General features: G+C 40.8%; 3 protein-coding genes (1 of these 3 cut by a window edge). All 3 read right to left on the bottom strand.

Features of this window, described 5'->3' with window-relative positions; genetic code table 11:
- Position 1: 1 nt before the first annotated feature.
- Tightly spaced (at most 33 nt apart), the 3 genes in view from IPP32_04300 to IPP32_04290 form a layout consistent with a single transcriptional unit that may run on beyond the window.
- Positions 2-2,062 (bottom strand): OmpA family protein, encoded by a 2,061-nt coding sequence (locus IPP32_04300; GenBank protein ID MBL0047303.1) that lies wholly within the window; start codon positions 2,060-2,062, stop codon positions 2-4.
- Positions 2,063-2,095: 33 nt separating this feature from the next.
- Positions 2,096-3,106 carry a type IX secretion system membrane protein PorP/SprF gene (locus tag IPP32_04295; protein MBL0047302.1) on the bottom strand — a complete coding sequence of 337 codons (1,011 nt, stop codon included), beginning with the start codon at positions 3,104-3,106 and terminating at the stop codon, positions 2,096-2,098.
- A gap of 33 nt (positions 3,107-3,139) precedes the next feature.
- Positions 3,140-22,155 carry the 3' portion of a tandem-95 repeat protein gene (locus tag IPP32_04290; protein MBL0047301.1) on the bottom strand. The gene runs 4,039 nt beyond the window's last position, so only the last 19,016 of its 23,055 coding nucleotides appear in the window; its start codon lies beyond the right edge, outside the window; its stop codon occupies positions 3,140-3,142.

Here is a 22,155-nt window from a genome sequence, read left to right as displayed (position 1 = left end):
ATTAATACGACACAATTTTAAATTCGGTTCTTCGGTTTTGTTGCTGTTCTTCCTTAGTACATTTTACGTGATCTGCACATTTGTTTGTAAGCTGTTTCTCTCCATAAAAAGTGGATTTTATACGCTTGCGCGAAATCCCTTTTTGAACTAAATAGGATTTGGATGCCACTGCTCTTTTTTGAGATAGTTTATAGTTATAGCCTTTGCTACCGCGTGCATCTGTATGCGAAAACATTTCCACTTTCATATCAGGATATTGCTTCATGATATCTACCACATGGTCGAGTTGAAGCGCTGCGTCCTTGCGAATGGTAGACTTGTCAAAATTGTAGTAAATGGCTTGAATCACAAAATCCTTTTCCAATTTAAACTCTGTTTTCACGCCATTGCTGTCCACTTTTGAGGGTTCTACTTTTGCAATTACTTGCTCTTCTTTTTTCTTTGCATCCCTTTTCGATTTTTCCAATTTGGCGAGTGCTGATTCATTCAACGAATCCGCATTTAATGTGGCAATTGCTGAGTTAATGGAGTTTAACGGCTCCATTAACATGCGAATGGTATCGTTGTTTTTCATGCGCAAAATACTGTCGGCGGTAACTTCGATTTTACTTTGCTTAAAGCCATTTTTATTGGCCAATATTTCATATTCTTCATTGGGCATAAAGGTGAATTCAATTTTCCCTTTTTCATTGGTGCGTGTATCCATTGATTCGCCCGACTTAATATTTTTCACAGTTACACTTGCGCCTGATATTGGTTTACGTGTTGGATCCAACACTACGCTGCGAATAGTAATAATGCGGCTTATGGGAATAATGGTATTGAATTTATAGATATCATCATCGCCTAAATTGTTGAGTCGGTTACTGGAGTAATACCCTTCGGTTTCATCTTGATTGACTGTAATTCCGAAATCATCTTTTGTAGAACTAATGGGATAGCCAATATTTCTTGGCACTTCATACTTTCCATCGCGGTAACGTGAAAAGAAAATATCTAATCCGCCTAAACCTCCTCTCCCATCAGAAGAGAAGAACAAAGTGTTTTTATCGTCTACATAAGGAAACATTTCATTTCCTTCGGTATTCACTTCAAAACCTAAATTAACCGGCTTCGACCATTGATTATTGGCATCGAGTGTGCTTTTAAAAATATCTACGCCACCCTTTGTTCCCGGCATGTCGGAGGCAAAATAAATTGTTTTATTATCAGGTGATAAAGCGGGTTGCCCCAAAGAATACTGGTCATCGTTAAATGGAAATGAAGCGATATTTTGCCATTTACCTTCTTTGTTTACTGCCGAAAAGAGTTTTAATTTATTAATATTTTCATCACTCTTTTTATATTTCCCATTGTAATAGTTACTGCGTGTAAAATATATGGTGTCTTGCAATTTACTAAACACAGCAGAGCCTTCGTGGTATTTTGAATTTATTTCTTTGTTGAATTTGGAGATTTTTCCATCTGAATTATTTCTAAAATACAAATCCAAATAAGGGGTATTGTTCCAACCAAATACCCTATCAAAAACAGTATAGGTTTCACGATTTGAAACAAAGAGTAAGCCATCTTTATGATACAACGGACTAAACTCTGAATGATCGGTATTAAAATCAACCGGTTTAATGGTGAACAAGGTTGAATCTTCATAAAATGGATTAAGATTTTCGTAGGCATACACAAAAACCTCTCCTCTTGAATCGTTTGCGTTGAGTTTAGAAAAAGCTTTGTATCCATCTTTTGATTCATTGTATTTTCCGTTGCTGGCAAGTGCTTGCGCATAATACAATTGAAAATTTGAATTCTCCGGAAATTGCTTTACTAATTTGCCATACCATTTTTCCGAATTTTGTGTATCGTGTAACTTTCGATACGAATGCGCCAATTTTTCAACGGCTTCAAAATTGGTGCTATCCTCTGATAACAAATCTTCATACAATTCAGCGGCTTCAGCATAATGAAAATTATCGTAATTGGAATTTGCCAATTGAATTTTAAAATCCTGTGCATTAACTTCTGCGCAAAGCAATAACAGCAAGATAACCAGTGTGTGTTTTTTCATATAATAGTAGATAGTTCTTTTGGTGCTAATGCATTAAAAATAACGTGGTGTTAATAGTTTAGATTTTTGATAACTGAATTCGTAACGTACCATTATTTCGTGGCTGCCTGAATTGTATTTTCTTAGTTTGGTGTAAGAGTAATCATAAGAATACCCAAATCTCCATTGTTTATTTGCTTGCGCTTCGAGTAAAATGGCAATAGCATCGGCAGTTCTAACAGATAATCCTACCGCATATTTTTCATAAAACCAAAGGTTGGCATTCAGGTCGAGTTCAATAGGAGCGCCATAAACATATTTCACTAAAATGGATGGCTTCAGTTTCAAATACTTTTTAGGAAATTTCATTAAGTAGCCCATCGTAAAAAATGCGTGGCGAAATTGTCGAGCTTTTTCGCTATCGCTTAAAAAACCATAAGCGCTGTTGGCATCATCCTGCTTGCTTATAAGCTTACTGTTAATTAAATGTGGAATCGATAAGCCTGCATAAAATATTTTAGTGTAATAGTAAGCACCAAATCCAAAATTAGGATCCCAACGATTAATGTTGTTTTGAAAAGCTTCATCTTGTTGCAGCGCTAAATCGCGCGATAAATTAATGTCGGTAAAATTTGCTCTATACTGATAAATCCCAGCTTGCAAGCCTAAGGAAAGTGTTTTGTAACGGTTAATTTTTATACGGTATGCGTACACCAAATCCAGTGCAAGTGAATTGGTAACGCCAATTTTATCGTTAACGACATTCAAACCCAAGCCGGTTTTTCGTTTAGGAAGGGGAGCATCAATAGTAAAGGTTTCCGTTATTGGCGCACCTTCGATTTTCTTACCCGCCCACTGCCTGCGAAATAATCCTGTTGCACTAAGCACATTTCTACTTCCTGCATAGGCAGGATTGATGGCCAAACCGTTAAACATATACTGCGAATACATTGCATCTTGTTGCGCATACACGTCCGCACCGGAAAGCACTATAATCATCAGTAGAATGAGCTGTTTTAACTTAAATGCAAATGTGCATTCAAGTATTCCGATTAAATTTTTCATTTGATTTTTCATTGCATTTCCTTTTTAAATCAATTATCGTTTGATGGTTAATAAATGTATTTCAGGTTTTTTACCATCAAACAAATCAACAATGTACCAATAGGTTCCATCCGGCAAACCTTCGCCTATAACAACTCCCTTGTTCGCGCTTCCATTCCAAGTGTTTTTGTAGTTCAAGTCCTCAAATACTCTGTTGCCCCAACGGTTAAATACCGTTAATCCAACACGTAATGATTCTGCACCACTAATTACCAGGAAGTCGTTCACACCGTCGCCATTAGGTGAGAAACCACCCGGATAGAAGACAGGAGTGATGTGGATATGTAACGTGTAGTTTACACAGATTTTCGGGATTCCGTCATCACAAATAGTGAATACAAAGAAGTCATCTCCACTTGTAACATTGTATGGTGGAGTGTATGAATAGTTACCTAATGAATCAATTGTAATTGTACCACCCAAATCGGTAAGTGCATCTACAACCGGAGTTACAAATATATTGTCGCCATCCGGATCGGTAACACCAAACAATAGGTTTTCATCCGGCACATCATTGGTAATATTTACGTTAACCGAAGTTGTGTCGTAATGATCAATACCAATTGGAGCGCAATTAATAACAATAAATACAATTGCCGTATCGAAGTCACCATGCGTATCGGTTATTTTATAAATGAAATTATCCGTACCACAGAACCCATTTGCCGGCGTGTAAAGGAATGTTCCATTTGCGTTAATGAATAAGGCTCCATTTTTTGTGCTATCCACAAGGCCAATTGTAAATGGATCACCATTTAAATCACTGTCGTTTACAAATACTGTTGCCGCGCTAGTTGTTGTATTAAGTGCACCCACATAGGTATCTGTAATTGCTACAGGCGGTGCATTTAATACGTCAATGAAAACAATTGCAGTATCGCATAATACCGGATTTCCATTATCACATATTTGATAAATAAAGCTATCCGGACCGGTGAAAGCATTGTTGGGAGTGTAGGTAAATGTACCATTTGCATTCATTACCAAGGTTCCGTTAGTGGTAGTTGAAATTACTGTAATGGTTAACGGATCATTGTTTGCATCAAAGTCATTTACTAATACAGAGGTACCAGCTAATGCAATATTTGTTGGAGTTGAATAATGATCAACTGTTGCTACCGGAGCGATGTTGCCCACATAAATAAATACTATAGCTGTATCACAACCCGGAGGAGTTCGGTTGTCGCATAAATTGTAGATAAATGAATCCACACCTGCAAATCCATTGGTTGGTGTATACGTAAATGTTCCATTTGCATTGAGAACAAGTGTTCCATTGGTAGTTGTAGAAACTAAGGTCACTGTTAATGGATCATTATTCGGATCTGAATCATTTGTGATTACCGTATCTGAAATAGCCGTATTGAAAGGAGTTGCGAAATTGTCAACATTTGCAATAGGATTTCCATTTCCTACGGTAATTGTAACTGTAGCTGTATCGCAAGCATTGTTTGGATCACAAACGGAATAGCTAAATGTATCGGTTCCGCTAAATCCGGCATTTGGAGTGTAGGTAAATGTTCCATTCACATTCATGACTAAGGTTCCATTAGCAGTTGTAGTAACTACAGTTACTGATAGTGGGTCTCCATTTGGATCAGTATCATTTAACGCAACCGATGGAGCATTCAGCACTGTTTGGAAAGGTGTTGAATAGGTATCGTTCACTGCAACTGGAGTTGCATTTCCAACAGTAATGGTTGCAAGAGCAGTATCACAAGCACCGTTTGGATCACAGATCGTGTAAGTGAATGTATCGGTTCCTGTAAATCCGGTTGCAGGAGTGTAGGTAAATGTTCCATTAGCATTCATTACCAAAATTCCATTGGTAGTGTTTGCAATAACTGTAACTGTTAACGGATCACCGTTCGGATCAGTATCATTTGCCAAAACACTTGTTCCGTTTAATACCGTTTGGAACGGAGTGGAATAAGTATCGTTCACTGCGATTGGGAAGGCATTTCCTACTGTAATGGTAACCACCGCTGTATCGCATGCACCATTAGGGTCGCAAATCGAATAGGTAAATGTATCCACACCCGTAAATCCATTGTTTGGTGTGTAGGTAAAGGTTCCGTTCGCGTTCATTACCAGCGTACCGTTGGTGGTGTTATTGATAACAGCAACGGTTAAGGTATCACCATTTGGATCGCTATCGTTTGCCAACACGGTGCTTGCATTCAACACCGTTTGGAAAGGAGTTGTATAGGTATCGTTAACAGCAATTGGCGTTGCATTTCCTACCGTAATTGTAACAACTGCAGTATCGCAAGCGTTGTTAGGATCACAAATGGTGTAGCTAAATGTATCCACTCCTGCGAAGCCATTATTTGGTGTGTAGGTAAATGTTCCATTGGCATTCATAGTAAGCGTACCATTTGTTGTAGTAGCGATTACTGTCACTGTTAATGGATCACCATTTGGATCGCTATCATTAGCCAATACTGTTGCTGCATTCAATACAGTTTGGAATGGAGTAGAATACGTATCGTTAACCGCGATTGGGGTTGCATTACCAACACTTATCGTTACAACAGCTGTGTCGCAAGCATTGTTAGCATCACATATTACGTAGGTGAACGTATCATTACCGGAGAAACCGTTAGCCGGAGTATAGGTGAATGTTCCATCTGTGTTCATTGTGAGTACACCATTTGTAGTAGTTAAGAGCACACTAACGGTTAATGTATCACCGTTTGGATCGGTGTCATTTACCAATATTGTAGTGCCGTTTAATACTGTTTGGAATGGAGTTGAGTAATTATCGTCAACCGCAATTGGGCTTGCATTACCAACAATCAAGAATACGATTGCTGTATCGCAAAGCGGTGTAGCAGCATTATCACAGATTTGATAAATCAACGTATCGGTTCCACTGAAGCCTGCATTTGGCGTGTAAGTGAATGTGCCGTTCGGACTCATTGTGAACAAACCGTTTGAAGGTGTTTGCTGCACCGAAATACTTAGTGGATCACCGTTAACATCCACATCATTAACCAACACTGTAGTGCCGTTTAATACTGTTGCATAAGGAGTATTATAGGTATCGGTAACTGCAATTGGAGCTGCATTTTCAACCGTAATTACCGCAATACCGGTATCACAAAGTGCAGGAGCTCCGCCGTCGCAAACCACATACACAAGTGTATCATTTCCTACAAATCCAACAGTTGGGGTATAGGTGAATGTGCCATCTGAATTGAAAATTAAAACACCATTTGCGGTTGTAGTTAATAAGCTTGCTGTTAATGTTCCGCCATTGGCATCGGTATCATTCGCTAACACTGACGTTCCATTAAGTGTTGTACCGGATGGAGTAGTATAAGCATCATCCACCGCTACAGGTGCAACGTTATTGATGGTAATAACTACAATAGCCGAATCACACTCTGAAGGAATTCCATCGTCACACACGGCATAAGTAAATGTATCGATACCTGTAAATCCTGGGTTTGGCGTGTAGGTAAATGAACCATCGGCGTTCAACACAAGTGTTCCATTGCTCACATTGACAACTGGTGTAGTATTTACAATAAGTGAATCATTTTCGATATCGCTGTCGTTTGGCAATACATTACCGTTAACTGCTCCACCACTTCCGGAAACAACATCATCAAGTGCAATTGGTGCATCGTTTACAGGAGTAACCGTTATAATTACGCTTGCTGTATCAGTTCCTCCAAATCCATCACTTATCACATAAGTAAAGCTGTCTGAACCATTAAAATTGAGGAATGGCGTGTATGTGAAAGAACCATTTGCATTCACCACTACAGTTCCGCCATTCACGCTGATTGGATCAAAATTAACAACTGTCAAGGCGTTGTTATCTAAATCTGAATCATTGATTAGCACACCTGAAGCTGCAATGCTAAGCGTGTTGTCTTCAGCAACTGAGAACGTATCGTTAAGTGCAATAGGAGCGGTATTATTTCCAACTGTAATAAACACAGTTGCGTTGGCACACTCATCAGGTGTTCCGCCATCACAAACGGTATATACAAAACTATCGATGCCGCTAAATCCTGGATTTGGAATGTAGGTAAATGTTCCATTTGAATTTAAAGTAAGCACACCACTTACCGGATTAACAGCTGGAATGGTATTTACAGTTAATGTTATTCCATCAATATCAGAATCGTTCACAAGAACAGTTGTAGCGTTAAGTGTAACACCAAAGCCGGTGGAGTAATTATCGTCAACAGCAAGTGGTGCATCATTTACCGGAGTAACGGTAATGGTAACCACTGCAGTGTCGCATTCGCTTGGTGTTCCATTGTCGCACACTATATAAGTGAATGTATCGGAGCCGTTGAAATTTGCATTTGGAGTATAGGTGTAAGTACCATTTGCATTTAATACAAGTGTTCCATTAGTTACGTTTACAAGTGGAGTTGTGTTAACTGTAAGGATTCCATTTTCAGGATCCGAATCATTCGTTAATACCGTAGGTGAGTTTAAGACACCATCTTCAGGAACGCTTGCATTATCATCTAGTGCAACCGGAGCATCGTTAACCGGAGTAACCGTAATGAATACAGTTGCTTGAGAACATTGTGAAGGCACACCATCGTCACACACTGAGTAAACAAAGAAATCATTTCCAAAGAAATTTGGATTTGGTGTGTAAGTGAAAGTTCCATTGCTATTTAAGAGCAGTGTTCCGTTTAGCACATTAATTACCGGAGTGGTGTTAACCGTAAGATTATCGTTCTCCACGTCTGTATCATTTAACAATACCGAAGCTGCGTTAAGAATGTTATCTTCCACAACAGTAACTGTATCGTTCACTGCGAAAGGCGCATCGTTAATTGGAGTAACCGTAATTGTAACTACCGCAGTATCGCACAAGGATGGAATTCCATTGTCGCACACCACGTAAGTAAATGAATCAACACCAAAGAAATTTAAGTTTGGCGTATACGTATACGTACCGTTCGCATTTAATAAAAGTGTACCATTTGCTACGTTTATAAATGGAGTTGTGCTCACAGTCAATACATCATTTTCAGGATCTGAATCATTGAGTAAAACGCTTGTTCCGTTGAGCACGGCATCCTCTGTAATGGTTGCATTATCGTCAACAGCAAGAGGAGCATCGTTAACCGCACTTACTGTAATTGTTACAAGAGCCGAACTGCACTGAACCGGGCTTCCGTTATCGCAGACTGTGTAAACAAAACTATCACTTCCAACATAGTTGGCATTTGGCGTGTAGGTAAATGTTCCATCAACATTCAAAATCAATACACCATTTGCCACATTCACAACCGGGGTTGTATTAACAAATAAGGAATCATTTTCAGGATCCGAATCATTGGTTAATACATTTCCATTTAATACAATATCTTCCGGAGTTGTGTACACGTCGTTAACTGCAATTGGTGCATTGTTTACAGCACCGACAGCTATAGTAACAATGGCTGTGTCACAGATGCTTGGAACTCCATTGTCACACACCACATAAGTGAAGGTATCGAAACCATTGAACAGCGGATTTGGAATGTATGTATATGTTCCGTTGCCGTTTAATGTAAGTGTTCCATTGCTTACATTCACAAGAGGTGTTGTATTAACGGTAAGCACATCATTTTCAGGATCACTGTCATTTGCCAATACAGTAGTTCCATTTAAGGTTATACCCTCGAGTGTATTTGCATTATCGTCAATCGCAATTGGAGCATCGTTAACAGGCGTTACGGTAATGGTAACAGTTGCCTGGGTGCATTCGATAGGTACGCCATCATCACAAACTGTGTACACAAAGAAATCGACACCATTGAAATTTAAATTTGGCGTGTAGGTGAATGTTCCATCACTGTTGAGCACAAGGGTACCGTTGGTTACGTTTGTAATTGGCGTAGTGTTTACCGTGAGAACACCATTTTCAGGATCGGCATCGTTTGCCAGCACGGTTGAACCATTCAGCACATTGTCTTCAGCAATTGTATACACATCATCGCCTGCAACTGGCGTATCGTTCACCGGATTAACGGTAATAAATACGGTGGCTTGCGCGCACTGTGTTGGAATTCCATTATCACAAACTGAATACACAAAACTATCGGTACCATTAAAGTTTAGATTTGGAGTATAGGTGTAAGTGCCGTTTGCATTCAACACCAATATACCGCTAATTGGCGCAACTACCGGAGTGGTGTTAACGGTTAGTATTCCACCTTCAGGATCATTGTCATTCGCAAGTACAGTTGTACCATTTAATACAACATCTTCGGTTGTGCTTGCATTATCGTCAACAGCAATTGGTGCATCGTTTACTGGAGTTATTGTAATGAACACTGTTGCAGTAGAACATTCAACCGGAGTTCCGTTATCGCATACTTGATACACAAAGCTGTCTGACCCGTTAAAGTTTGCATTTGGAGTATAGGTGTAGGTTCCATTTGCATTCAATACTAGTACACCATTAACCGGAGCGATTACAGGAGTGGTTGTAACTGTAAGTGCATCGTTTTCTGGATCTGCATCATTTAGTAACACACTTGCACCGTTGAGCACAACGTCCTCAGGTGTTGTTGCATTGTCATCCACTGCAATTGGTGCATCGTTGATTGGATCAACATTGATCGTAACAGTTGCTTGACTGCATTGAGATGGGATACCATTGTCGCATACAGAATAAATGAAGAAATCGATTCCTGTGAAATTTGCATTTGGCGTATAGGTAAATGTACCGTTGGCATTTAAAATCAATGTTCCGTTCACCACATTAACAATTGGCGTTGTGTTTACGGTAAGGACATCGTTTTCGGGATCACTGTCATTTACCAGAATTGTTGAGCCATTTAACACCACATCCTCGTTTGTGGAATACACATCATCCACCGCAATTGGTGCATCATTAACCGGAGTAACTGTAATCGTTACAACAGCAGTATCGCATTCCGAAGGTGTGCCGTTATCGCACACTACGTAGGTAAATGAATCGATGCCTGTAAAGTTTGCGTTTGGTGTGTAGGTGTATGTTCCATTTGCATTTAGGATAAGTATACCGCTAAGTGGTGCTACAAATGGTGTGGTGTTTACTGTTAATACATCTCCTTCCGGATCAGAATCATTGAGTAAAACACTTGCTCCGTTTAATACGCCATCTTCGGCCACAGTAGCCACATCATCTATTGCAAGCGGATTGTCGTTAATAGGTGTAACTGTAATAGTAACTAAAGCAGAACTACATTGAACAGGTATTCCATTATCACATACCGAATACACAAAACTATCTGTACCATTAAAATTCGCATTTGGTGTATACGTAAAGGTTCCATCTGCGTTAAGCACCAATACCCCATTAGCTACATTCACCACCGGTGTTGTATTTACAGTTAGAATATCATTTTCGGGATCTGAATCGTTAAGCAATACACTGGTGCCGTTCAATACTACATCTTCGTTGGTTGTGTAAGTATCATTTACAGCAATTGGTGCATCGTTAACAGAGCCAACAGAAATCGTTACTACTGCAGTATCGCAAAGGCTTGGAATGCCATTGTCGCAAACCACATAAGTAAATGTATCGAAGCCGTTAAATAATGGATTAGGTGTGTAAATATAATTTCCATTACTGTTTAGCGTAAGTGTACCATTTGAAACGTTGACTAATGGAGATGTATTTACAGTTAATACATCTCCTTCCGGATCAGAATCATTCGCAAGTACTGTGGTTCCGTTTAAGGTAACACCTTCGAGTGTATTTGCATTGTCGTCGATGGCAACAGGGTTGTCGTTCACCGGAGTTACGGTTATTGTAACAGTAGCTTGGGTGCATTGAACCGGAGTACCATCATCGCACACATCGTAAACAAAGAAATCAATACCGTTAAAGTTTAGGTTTGGCGTGTAGGTAAATGTTCCATCACTATTCAATACCAATACACCATTCGTAACATTCGTTACAGGTGTTGTATTTACCGTTAGATTTCCATTTTCAGGATCTGTATCGTTTGTTAAAACAGATGCTCCATTTAAGATATTGTCTTCTGCAGTAGAATACACATCATCATTTGCAATCGGAACATCGTTTACAGGATTCACTGTAATAAATACTGTTGCTTGTGCGCAAAGACTTGGTATTCCATTATCGCAAACTGAATACACAAAACTATCGTTTCCATTAAAGTTCAAGTTTGGCGTATAGGTATACGTTCCATTTGCATTTAATACCAATACTCCACTCACAGGTGCTACTACCGGTGTGGTATTTACAGTAAGTGCATCGTTCTCGGGATCTGAATCATTTAATAATACGCTTGCACCATTCAGCACTACATCTTCGGTTGTAGATGCATTGTCATCCACGGCAAGTGGTGCATCATTAACTGGAGTAACTGTAATAAACACAGTTGCAAGTGAGCATTCAACCGGAGTTCCATCATCACACACTTGATACACAAAGCTATCGCTACCATTAAAGTTTGCATTTGGTGTGTAAGTGAATGTTCCATCTGAATTTAACACCAACACGCCACTCACCGGAGCAACTACAGGTGTTGTATTCACACTTAAATTATTGCCTTCAGGATCTGTATCATTAGCTAAAACACTCGTTCCGTTTAAAACATTGTCTTCCGGAATAATGTAGTTGTCATCAACGGCAATTGGTGCATCATTGGTTGGTGTAACGGTAATGGTTACAGTCGCGGAAGTACATTCAACCGGTGTTCCGTTATCGCATACTTGGTATACAAAGAAATCGATACCATTAAAATTAGGATTTGGAGTATATGTAAATGTACCGTTTGCATTTAGCACTAATACACCATTTGTTGTATTGGTCAGTGGTGTAGTGTTTACTGTTAAAATTCCTCCTTCGGGGTCGGTATCGTTAATTAAAACTGTTGTACCGTTTAGTGTTACATCTTCTGGTGTTGAATAAGAATCATCTAAAGCAAGAGGTGTATCGTTTACCGGAGTAACTGTAATAAATACAGTTGCGTTGGAGCATTCCACAGGGCTTCCATTGTCACACACTTGGTATACAAAACTATCTGTACCGTTGAAGTTTGGATTGGGTGTATAGGTAAATGTTCCATTACTATTCAACACCAAAATACCGCTCACAGGAGCAACGATTGGAGTTGTATTTACTGTAAGCGCATCTCCTTCCGGATCAGTATCATTGGCAAGAACTGTTGTTCCGTTCAGTACATTGTCTTCAGAAACCGAGTAGTTATCATCCACTGCAAGTGGCGCATCGTTAATGGCATTAACAGTTATTGTTACCGTAGCAATTGCGCATAAAACAGGTGTACCGTTATCACATACCGTGTATACAAAACTATCGATTCCGTTAAAGTTTGCATTTGGCGTGTAGGTAAAAGTTCCATCACTATTTAATATCAATACACCGTTGGTAACATTTACAAAAGGAGTGGTGTTTACGGTTAAGATTCCGGCTTCAGGATCAGAATCATTTACTAAAACAGTCGAACCATTTAATGTTACATCTTCATTTGTTGAATAGGCGTCGTCAATAGCTACAGGTGAATCATTCACAGGGTTAACTGTAATGGTTACTAATGCTGTATCACATTCTGATGGTATTCCGTTATCGCATACTTCGTAAGAGAAAGTATCTGTTCCATTAAAGTTTGCATTAGGAGTGTAGGTATAAGTTCCATTTGCATTTAGTACCAAAACACCATTTGTTGGAGCAGTAACCGGAGTTGTATTTACAGTTAATACATCACCTTCGATATCGCTATCGTTAATAAGTACAGTAGTTCCATTTAATATTCCATCTTCATTTACAGATGCAACATCATCCACCGCAAGGGGAGCATCGTTTACAGGTGTAACGGTAATGGTAACGGTAGCTTGCGAACATTGAACAGGTATTCCGTCATCACAAACAGTATACACAAAAGAATCAATACCGTTGAAGTTTGCATTTGGAGTGTACGTAAATGTTCCATCGCTATTTAATACTAACACCCCGTTTGTAACATTCACAAATGGTGTGGTATTTACCGTTAATGCATCATTTTCAGGATCAGAATCATTTAGCAACACACTTGTACCATTAAGTACGACATCCTCATTTGTTGAATAAGCATCATCAATTGCAATTGGAGCATTGTTAACAGCACCAACAGCAATGGTAACCACCGCTGTATCGCATAAACTCGGAACACCATCATCACATACAATATATGTGAAGGTATCGATACCGTTGAATAATGGATTTGGAATATAGGTATAAGTTCCATTGGCATTAAGAGTAAGCGAACCATTTGTAACGTTCACGAATGGAGTTGTGTTTACAGTTAAATTGTTTCCATCCGGATCGGTGTCGTTAATCAATACGGTGGTTCCGTTTAGTGTAACACCTTCTAATGTATTTGCATTGTCATCGATTGCAATTGGTCCATCGTTCACTGAATTAACAGTAATTGTAACAGTAGCATTACTGCATTGAACAGGAGTTCCGTCGTCACAAACAGAATAAACAAAGCTATCAATACCATTAAAGTTTAAATTAGGTGTATAGGTAAATGTTCCATCTGAGTTCAACACGAGCACGCCATTTGTAACATTGGTTACCGGTGTTGTATTCACAGTTAAAATTCCAGCTTCCGGATCAGTATCGTTAACTAAAACAGTAGAAGCATTAAGCACAACATCTTCGTTTGTGGAATATGCATCATCAAGTGCTATTGGCAAGTCATTAATTTGAGTTACCGTAATAGTTACGATTGCAGTATCGCATAAACTTGGAATTCCGTTATCACAAACAACGTAGGTGAAAGAATCAATACCATTAAAGTTTGTGTTTGGTGTATACGTGTAAGTACCGTTGCTGTTTAATACCAATACACCATTACTAACATTTACAAATGGTGTGGTATTAACCGTTAATACGTCGCCTTCCGGATCGCTATCGTTTACGAGCACAGTAGCACCATTTAACACCCCATCTTCGGCAACCGTTGCTACATCATCCACAGCAATTGGTGCATCGTTAACCGGTGTTACCGTAATTGTAACAGTTGCTTGAGCGCATTGTATTGGTGTTCCATCATCGCATACTTGATAAACAAAGCTATCGGTGCCGTTGAAATTTGCATTAGGTGTATAGGTAAAAGTACCATCACTATTTAATACCAACACTCCACTGCTCACATTCGTAATTGGTGTTGTATTAACCGTTAGAATTCCATTTTCTGGATCTGAATCATTCACCAACACTGTAGAGCCATTTACAGTAACATCTTCATTTGTGGTATAAGTATCATTTACAGCAAGTGGTAAATCATTAACTTGGGTAACTGTAATAGTTACAACGGCGGTATCACATAAGCTTGGTACACCATCATCACATACAATGTAGGTAAATGAATCAATGCCATTAAAGTTTGCATTTGGAGTATAGGTATAAGTTCCATTGCTATTTAAAACCAATACACCATTTGTAACATTCACGAATGGAGTAGTATTAACACTTAATAAATTTCCATCCGGATCGGTATCGTTAGCAAGAACGCTTGCACCAATTAAAACAGCATCTTCGGCAACAGTTGCATTATCATCGATAGCTATAGGTCCGTCGTTTACTGAATTTATTGTTATTACTACTGTAGCATTGTCGCATAAAACAGGAGTACCGTTATCACACACCTGATAAACAAAAGAATCTATTCCTACAAAATTCGGATTTGGCGTGTAAGTAAAGGTTCCGTCGCTGTTAAGGATTAGAATTCCATTTACTACATTGACTACAGGAGTTGTATTTACCGAAAGCACATCCCCTTCCGTATCAGTATCGTTTACTAAAACTGTGCTGCCGTTTAATACTACATCTTCGTTTGTTGAATACGCATCATCAATTGCAATCGGATTATCATTCACCGGAGTAACAGTAATGGTTACAATGGCTGAGCTGCATTCGATAGGCACTCCATTATCACAAACTTGGTAGGTGAAACTGTCGGTTCCATTAAAGTTTGGATTTGGGGTATAGGTATAGGTACCGTTGGCATTCAATACCAGAATACCGTTGCTTACGTTTACTAAAGGAACTGTGTTTACTGTAAGGATTCCGCCCTCTGGATCTGTATCATTGGAAAGAACTGTAGTTCCATTTAACACCACATCTTCCGGGGTAGTTGCATTATCATCCACTGCGAGTGGTGCATCGTTTATGGCGCTAACAGTAATTGTAACAACTGCATTGTCGCACAATACCGGAATTCCATTATCGCATACTTCATATGTAAATGTATCTATTCCTGTAAAATTTAAGTTGGGTGTATAAGTAAATGTACCATCTGAGTTCAACACCAGAATACCATTGGTCACATTAACTAAAGGAGTGGTGTTTACTGTCAATACATCTCCTTCCGGATCCGAATCATTTACTAAAACTGTGGAGCCATTTAGCACAACATCTTCGTTTGTGGAATAGGCATCGTCAATTGCAACAGGTGCATCATTAACAGCACCAACTGTAATGGTTACAGTAGCATTCGAACATAACACCGGAGTACCGTCATCGCAAATGGTATACACAAAGGTATCTACACCATTAAATCCGGCATTTGGTGTGTAGGTAAACGTTCCATTTGCATTTAAAAGGAGCGTACCATTTGTCACATTTGTAACAGGTGTTGTGTTCACTGTAAGTACGCCACCATCTGGATCTGAATCGTTTACTAGAACAGTTGATCCGTTTAAGATAACATCTTCATTTGTGTTGTAACTATCATCGATAGCAATTGGTGCACAATTACTATTAACGATTATTTGGTCGGATGTGGAAGAGCAAGGTAGATTATCAATTGTCCATTGATACACATTTACCCCAACTGCTATTCCCGAAATTGAAGTTGCCGGATCATTTGCGTTAGCAAAGATTGCGGATCCTGAAATTACTGTCCAAGTTCCTGTTCCAACTACCGCTGCAGTTGCGGCTAAAGTTGCGGTGCTACCACAAATATTTTGATCAATTCCTGCATTCGCAATACTTGTATTATCCAATATTGTAATTGCTATCGTATCAGCAGATGGTGTACAGGTACCATTGGTAATTGTCCAAACAAACTCATTTATTCCTAAAGACAATCCTGTCACACCAGAAGTTGGGGATGCTGCATTGCTTACATTTCCAGTTCCTGAGATTACTGTCCAAGCACCTGTTCCAAAAACAGCTGTATTAGCGGCAAGCACCGCATTTGTTGTGTTACATAACGTTTGGTCTACTCCGGCAATTGCTGTTGTTGGTAATTGGTCAACATTGATGGTGATAGCATCAGCACTTGGAGTACAAGTTCCGTTGGTAATAGTCCAAGTGAAAGTGTTTACTCCAGTTGTTAATCCTGTTACTCCTGAGTTTGGATCAAGCGGATCTGTTACTGTGGCTGTTCCTGCGGTTACTGTCCATGCTCCGGTTCCTACTGTTGGAGTGTTGGCTGCTAATGTTGCTGTTGGGCTACAGATAGTTTGATCGATTCCTGCATCCGCTACCGTCGGTAATTGGTCAACATTGATAGTAATCGCATCAGCACTTGGAGTACAAGTTCCGTTAGTAATGGTCCAAACAAATGTATTTACGCCTGTTGTTAATCCGGTTACTCCTGAGTTTGGATCAAGTGGATCTGTTACGGTTGCTGTTCCTGCAGTTACGGTCCATGCTCCGGTTCCTACTGTTGGAGTGTTCGCTGCTAATGTTGCTGTTGGACTACAGATCGTTTGATCGATACCTGCATCTGCTACTGTTGGTAATTGATCAACATTTATAGTAATCGCATCTGTGCTTGGAGTACAAGTTCCGTTTGTAATTGTCCAAACAAATGTATTTACACCTGTTGTTAATCCGGTTACTCCTGAGTTTGGATCTAGTGGATCAGTTACGGTTGCAGTTCCTGCAGTTACCGTCCATGCGCCGGTTCCTACTGTTGGAGTGTTTGCTGCTAATGTTGCTGTTGGTGAGCAGATAGTTTGATCGATTCCTGCATCCGCTACTGTTGGTAACTGATCAACATTGATAGTAATCGCATCTGTGCTTGGTGTACAAGTTCCGTTGGTAATGGTCCATGTGAAAGTATTTACGCCTGTTGTTAATCCTGTCACACCACTTGTGGGTGAACTCGGTGTAGTTACTACTCCTGTTCCTGCTGTTACGGTCCAAGCTCCGGTTCCTATTGTTGGAGTATTGGCGGCAAGTGTTGCTGTTGGGCTACAAATAGTTTGATCGATGCCTGCATCTGCTACTGTTGGTAACTGATCAACATTGATAGTGATCGCATCAGCACTTGGAGTACATGTTCCGTTTGTGATAGTCCATGTGAAAGTATTTACCCCTGTTGTTAAGCCTGTCACTCCTGAGTTTGGATCTAATGGATCAGTTACAGTTGCAGTTCCTGCGGTTACGGTCCAAGCTCCGGTTCCTATTGCTGGTGTGTTGGCTGCTAATGTTGCTGTTGGACTACAGATTGTTTGATCGATACCTGCATCCGCTACTGTTGGTAATTGGTCAACATTGATAGTAATCGCATCTGTGCTTGGAGTACAAGTTCCATTAGTAATGGTCCAAACAAATGTATTTACGCCTGTTGTTAATCCGGTTACTCCTGAGTTTGGATCTAGTGGATCAGTTACGGTTGCAGTTCCTGCAGTTACTGTCCATGCGCCGGTTCCTATGGCTGGTGTGTTCGCTGCTAATGTTGCTGTTGGTGAGCAGATAGTTTGATCGATGCCGGCATCTGCTACTGTTGGTAATTGATCAACATTTATAGTTATCGCATCTGTGCTTGGAGTACAAGTTCCGTTTGTAATTGTCCAAACAAATGTATTTACGCCTGTTGTTAAGCCTGTCACTCCTGAGTTCGGATCTAATGGATCAGTTACGGTTGCAGTTCCTGCAGTTACTGTCCATGCGCCGGCTCCTACTGCTGGTGTGTTGGCTGCCAATGTTGCTGTTGGTGAGCAGATAGTTTGATCGATGCCTGCATCCGCTACCGTCGGCAATTGATCAACATTGATAGTGATCGCATCAGCACTTGGAGTACATGTTCCGTTTGTGATAGTCCATGTGAAAGTGTTTACTCCTGTTGTTAATCCTGTCACTCCTGAGTTTGGATCTAATGGATCAGTTACAGTTGCAGTTCCTGCAGTTACCGTCCATGCGCCGGTTCCTACTGCTGGTGTGTTGGCTGCTAATGTTGCTGTTGGACTACAGATCGTTTGATCGATACCTGCATCTGCTACTGTTGGTAATTGATCAACATTTATAGTAATCGCATCTGTGCTTGGAGTACAAGTTCCGTTTGTAATTGTCCAAACAAATGTATTTACACCTGTTGTTAATCCGGTTACTCCTGAGTTTGGATCTAGTGGATCAGTTACGGTTGCAGTTCCTGCAGTTACCGTCCATGCGCCGGTTCCTATTGCTGGTGTGTTTGCTGCTAATGTTGCAGTTGGGCTGCAGATAGTTTGATCGATTCCTGCATCCGCTACTGTTGGTAATTGGTCAACATTGATAGTGATCGCATCTGTGCTTGGTGTACATGTTCCGTTGGTAATGGTCCATGTGAAAGTGTTTACTCCTGTTGTTAATCCTGTCACACCTGAGTTTGGATCTAATGGATCAGTTACAGTTGCAGTTCCTGCTGTTACGGTCCAAGCTCCGGTTCCTATTGCTGGTGTGTTGGCTGCTAATGTTGCTGTTGGTGAGCAGATAGTTTGATCGATTCCTGCATTGGATGTTGTTGGTAACTGATCAACATTGATAGTGATCGCATCTGTGCTTGGGGTACAAGTTCCGTTGGTAATCGTCCAAACAAGTGTATTTACACCTGTTGTTAAGCCTGTTACTCCTGAGTTTGGATCTAGTGGATCTGTTACAGTCGCTGTTCCTGCGGTTACTGTCCAAGCTCCGGTTCCTATGGCTGGTGTGTTCGCTGCTAATGTTGCTGTTGGTGAGCAGATAGTTTGATCGATGCCTGCATCCGCTACTGTTGGTAATTGATCAACATTGATAGTAATCGCATCTGTGCTTGGAGTACAAGTTCCATTAGTAATGGTCCAAACAAATGTATTTACACCTGTTGTTAAGCCGGTTACTCCTGAGTTTGGATCTAGTGGATCTGTTACAGTTGCTATTCCTGCGGTTACCGTCCATGCTCCTGTGCCGATTGCAGGTGTATTTGCAGCAAGTGTTGCGGTTGGGCTACAAATAGTTTGATCGATGCCTGCATCTGCTACTGTTGGTAATTGATCAACATTGATAGTGATCGCATCTGCACTTGGTGTACATGTTCCGTTGGTAATGGTCCAAGTGAAGGTATTTACGCCGGTTGTTAATCCTGTTACGCCTGAGTTAGGATCAAATGGATCTGTTACTGTTGCTGTTCCGGCGGTTACTGTCCATGCTCCTGTTCCAATTACCGGAGTGTTGGCTGCTAATGTTGCTGTTGGACTACAGATTGTTTGATCGATACCTGCATCCGCTACTGTTGGTAATTGGTCAACATTGATAGTAATCGCATCTGTGCTTGGAGTACAAGTTCCATTAGTAATGGTCCAAACAAATGTATTTACGCCTGTTGTTAAGCCTGTCACTCCTGAGTTCGGATCTAATGGATCAGTTACTGTTGCAGTTCCTGCGGTTACGGTCCATGCTCCGGTTCCTACTGCTGGTGTGTTGGCTGCTAATGTTGCTGTTGGTGAGCAGATAGTTTGATCGATACCTGCATCCGCTACTGTTGGTAATTGGTCAACATTGATAGTAATCGCATCTGTGCTTGGAGTACAAGTTCCATTAGTAATGGTCCAAACAAATGTATTTACGCCTGTTGTTAAGCCTGTCACTCCTGAGTTCGGATCTAATGGATCAGTTACTGTTGCAGTTCCTGCGGTTACGGTCCATGCTCCGGTTCCTACTGCTGGTGTGTTGGCTGCTAATGTTGCTGTTGGTGAGCAGATAGTTTGATCGATGCCTGCATCTGCTACTGTTGGTAACTGATCAACATTGATAGTGATCGCATCAGCACTTGGAGTACATGTTCCGTTTGTGATAGTCCATGTGAAAGTATTTACCCCAGTTGTTAAGCCTGTCACTCCTGAGTTTGGATCTAATGGATCAGTTACAGTTGCAGTTCCTGCTGTTACGGTCCAAGCTCCGGTTCCTATTGCTGGTGTGTTGGCTGCTAATGTTGCTGTTGGTGAGCAGATAGTTTGATCGATGCCGGCATCTGCTACTGTTGGTAACTGATCAACATTTATAGTAATCGCATCAGTACTTGGTGTACAAGTTCCATTAGTAATCGTCCAAACAAATGTGTTTACACCTGTTGTTAATCCGGTTACTCCTGAGTTTGGATCTAGTGGATCAGTTACGGTTGCAGTTCCTGCGGTTACGGTCCATGTTCCGGTTCCGATTACCGGAGTGTTGGCTGCAAGTGTTGCTGTTGGGCTACAAATCGTTTGATCGATGCCGGCATCTGCTACTGTTGGTAATTGATCAACATTTATAGTGATCGCATCAGCACTTGGAGTACATGTTCCGTTGGTAATAGTCCAAGTGAAAGTGTTTACACCTGTTGTTAATCCGGTTACTCCTGAGTTCGGATCAAGCGGATCTGTTACAGTTGCAGTTCCTGCTGTTACGGTCCAAGCTCCGGTTCCTATTGCTGGTGTGTTGGCTGCTAATGTTGCTGTTGGACTACAGATTGTTTGATCGATACCTGCATCCGCTACTGTTGGTAATTGATCAACATTGATAGTGATCGCATCAGCACTTGGAGTACATGTTCCGTTTGTGATAGTCCATGTGAAAGTATTTACCCCAGTTGTTAAGCCTGTCACTCCTGAGTTTGGATCTAATGGATCAGTTACAGTTGCAGTTCCTGCAGTTACCGTCCATGCGCCGGTTCCGATTACCGGAGTGTTGGCTGCAAGTGTTGCGGTTGGACTACAGATTGTTTGATCGATACCTGCATCCGCTACCGTCGGTAATTGGTCAACATTTATAGTTATCGCATCTGCACTTGGAGTACATGTTCCGTTGGTAATAGTCCAAGTGAAAGTGTTTACACCTGTTGTTAATCCGGTTACTCCTGAGTTCGGATCAAGCGGATCTGTTACTGTGGCTGTTCCTGCGGTTACTGTCCATGCTCCGGTTCCTACTGTTGGAGTGTTGGCTGCTAATGTTGCTGTTGGTGAGCAGATAGTTTGATCGATTCCTGCATCCGCTACCGTCGGTAATTGGTCAACATTGATAGTAATCGCATCTGTGCTTGGAGTACAAGTTCCATTAGTAATGGTCCAAACAAATGTATTTACGCCTGTTGTTAATCCGGTTACTCCTGAGTTTGGATCAAGTGGATCTGTTACGGTTGCTGTTCCTGCAGTTACGGTCCATGCTCCGGTTCCTACTGTTGGAGTGTTCGCTGCTAATGTTGCTGTTGGACTACAGATCGTTTGATCGATACCTGCATCTGCTACTGTTGGTAATTGATCAACATTGATAGTAATCGCATCTGTGCTTGGAGTACAAGTTCCATTAGTAATGGTCCAAACAAATGTATTTACGCCTGTTGTTAATCCGGTTACTCCTGAGTTTGGATCTAGTGGATCAGTTACGGTTGCAGTTCCTACAGTTACCGTCCATGCGCCGGTTCCTACTGCTGGTGTGTTCGCTGCTAATGTTGCTGTTGGTGAGCAGATAGTTTGATCGATGCCTGCATCTGCTACTGTTGGTAACTGATCAACATTGATAGTGATCGCATCAGCACTTGGAGTACATGTTCCGTTGGTAATTGTCCATGTGAAAGTATTTACCCCTGTTGTTAAGCCAGTTACTCCTGAGTTTGGATCTAATGGATCAGTTACAGTTGCAGTTCCTGCTGTTACGGTCCAAGCTCCGGTTCCTATTGCTGGTGTGTTGGCTGCTAATGTTGCTGTTGGTGAGCAGATAGTTTGATCGATGCCTGCATCTGCTACTGTTGGTAATTGATCAACATTGATAGTGATTGCATCTGTGCTTGGTGTACATG

The organism is Bacteroidota bacterium, assembly GCA_016721765.1.
Taxonomy (GTDB): domain Bacteria; phylum Bacteroidota; class Bacteroidia; order UBA4408; family UBA4408; genus UBA4408.
Note: the sequence above shows the minus strand (reverse complement) of the source record. Positions and strands in the feature narration are given on the sequence as shown.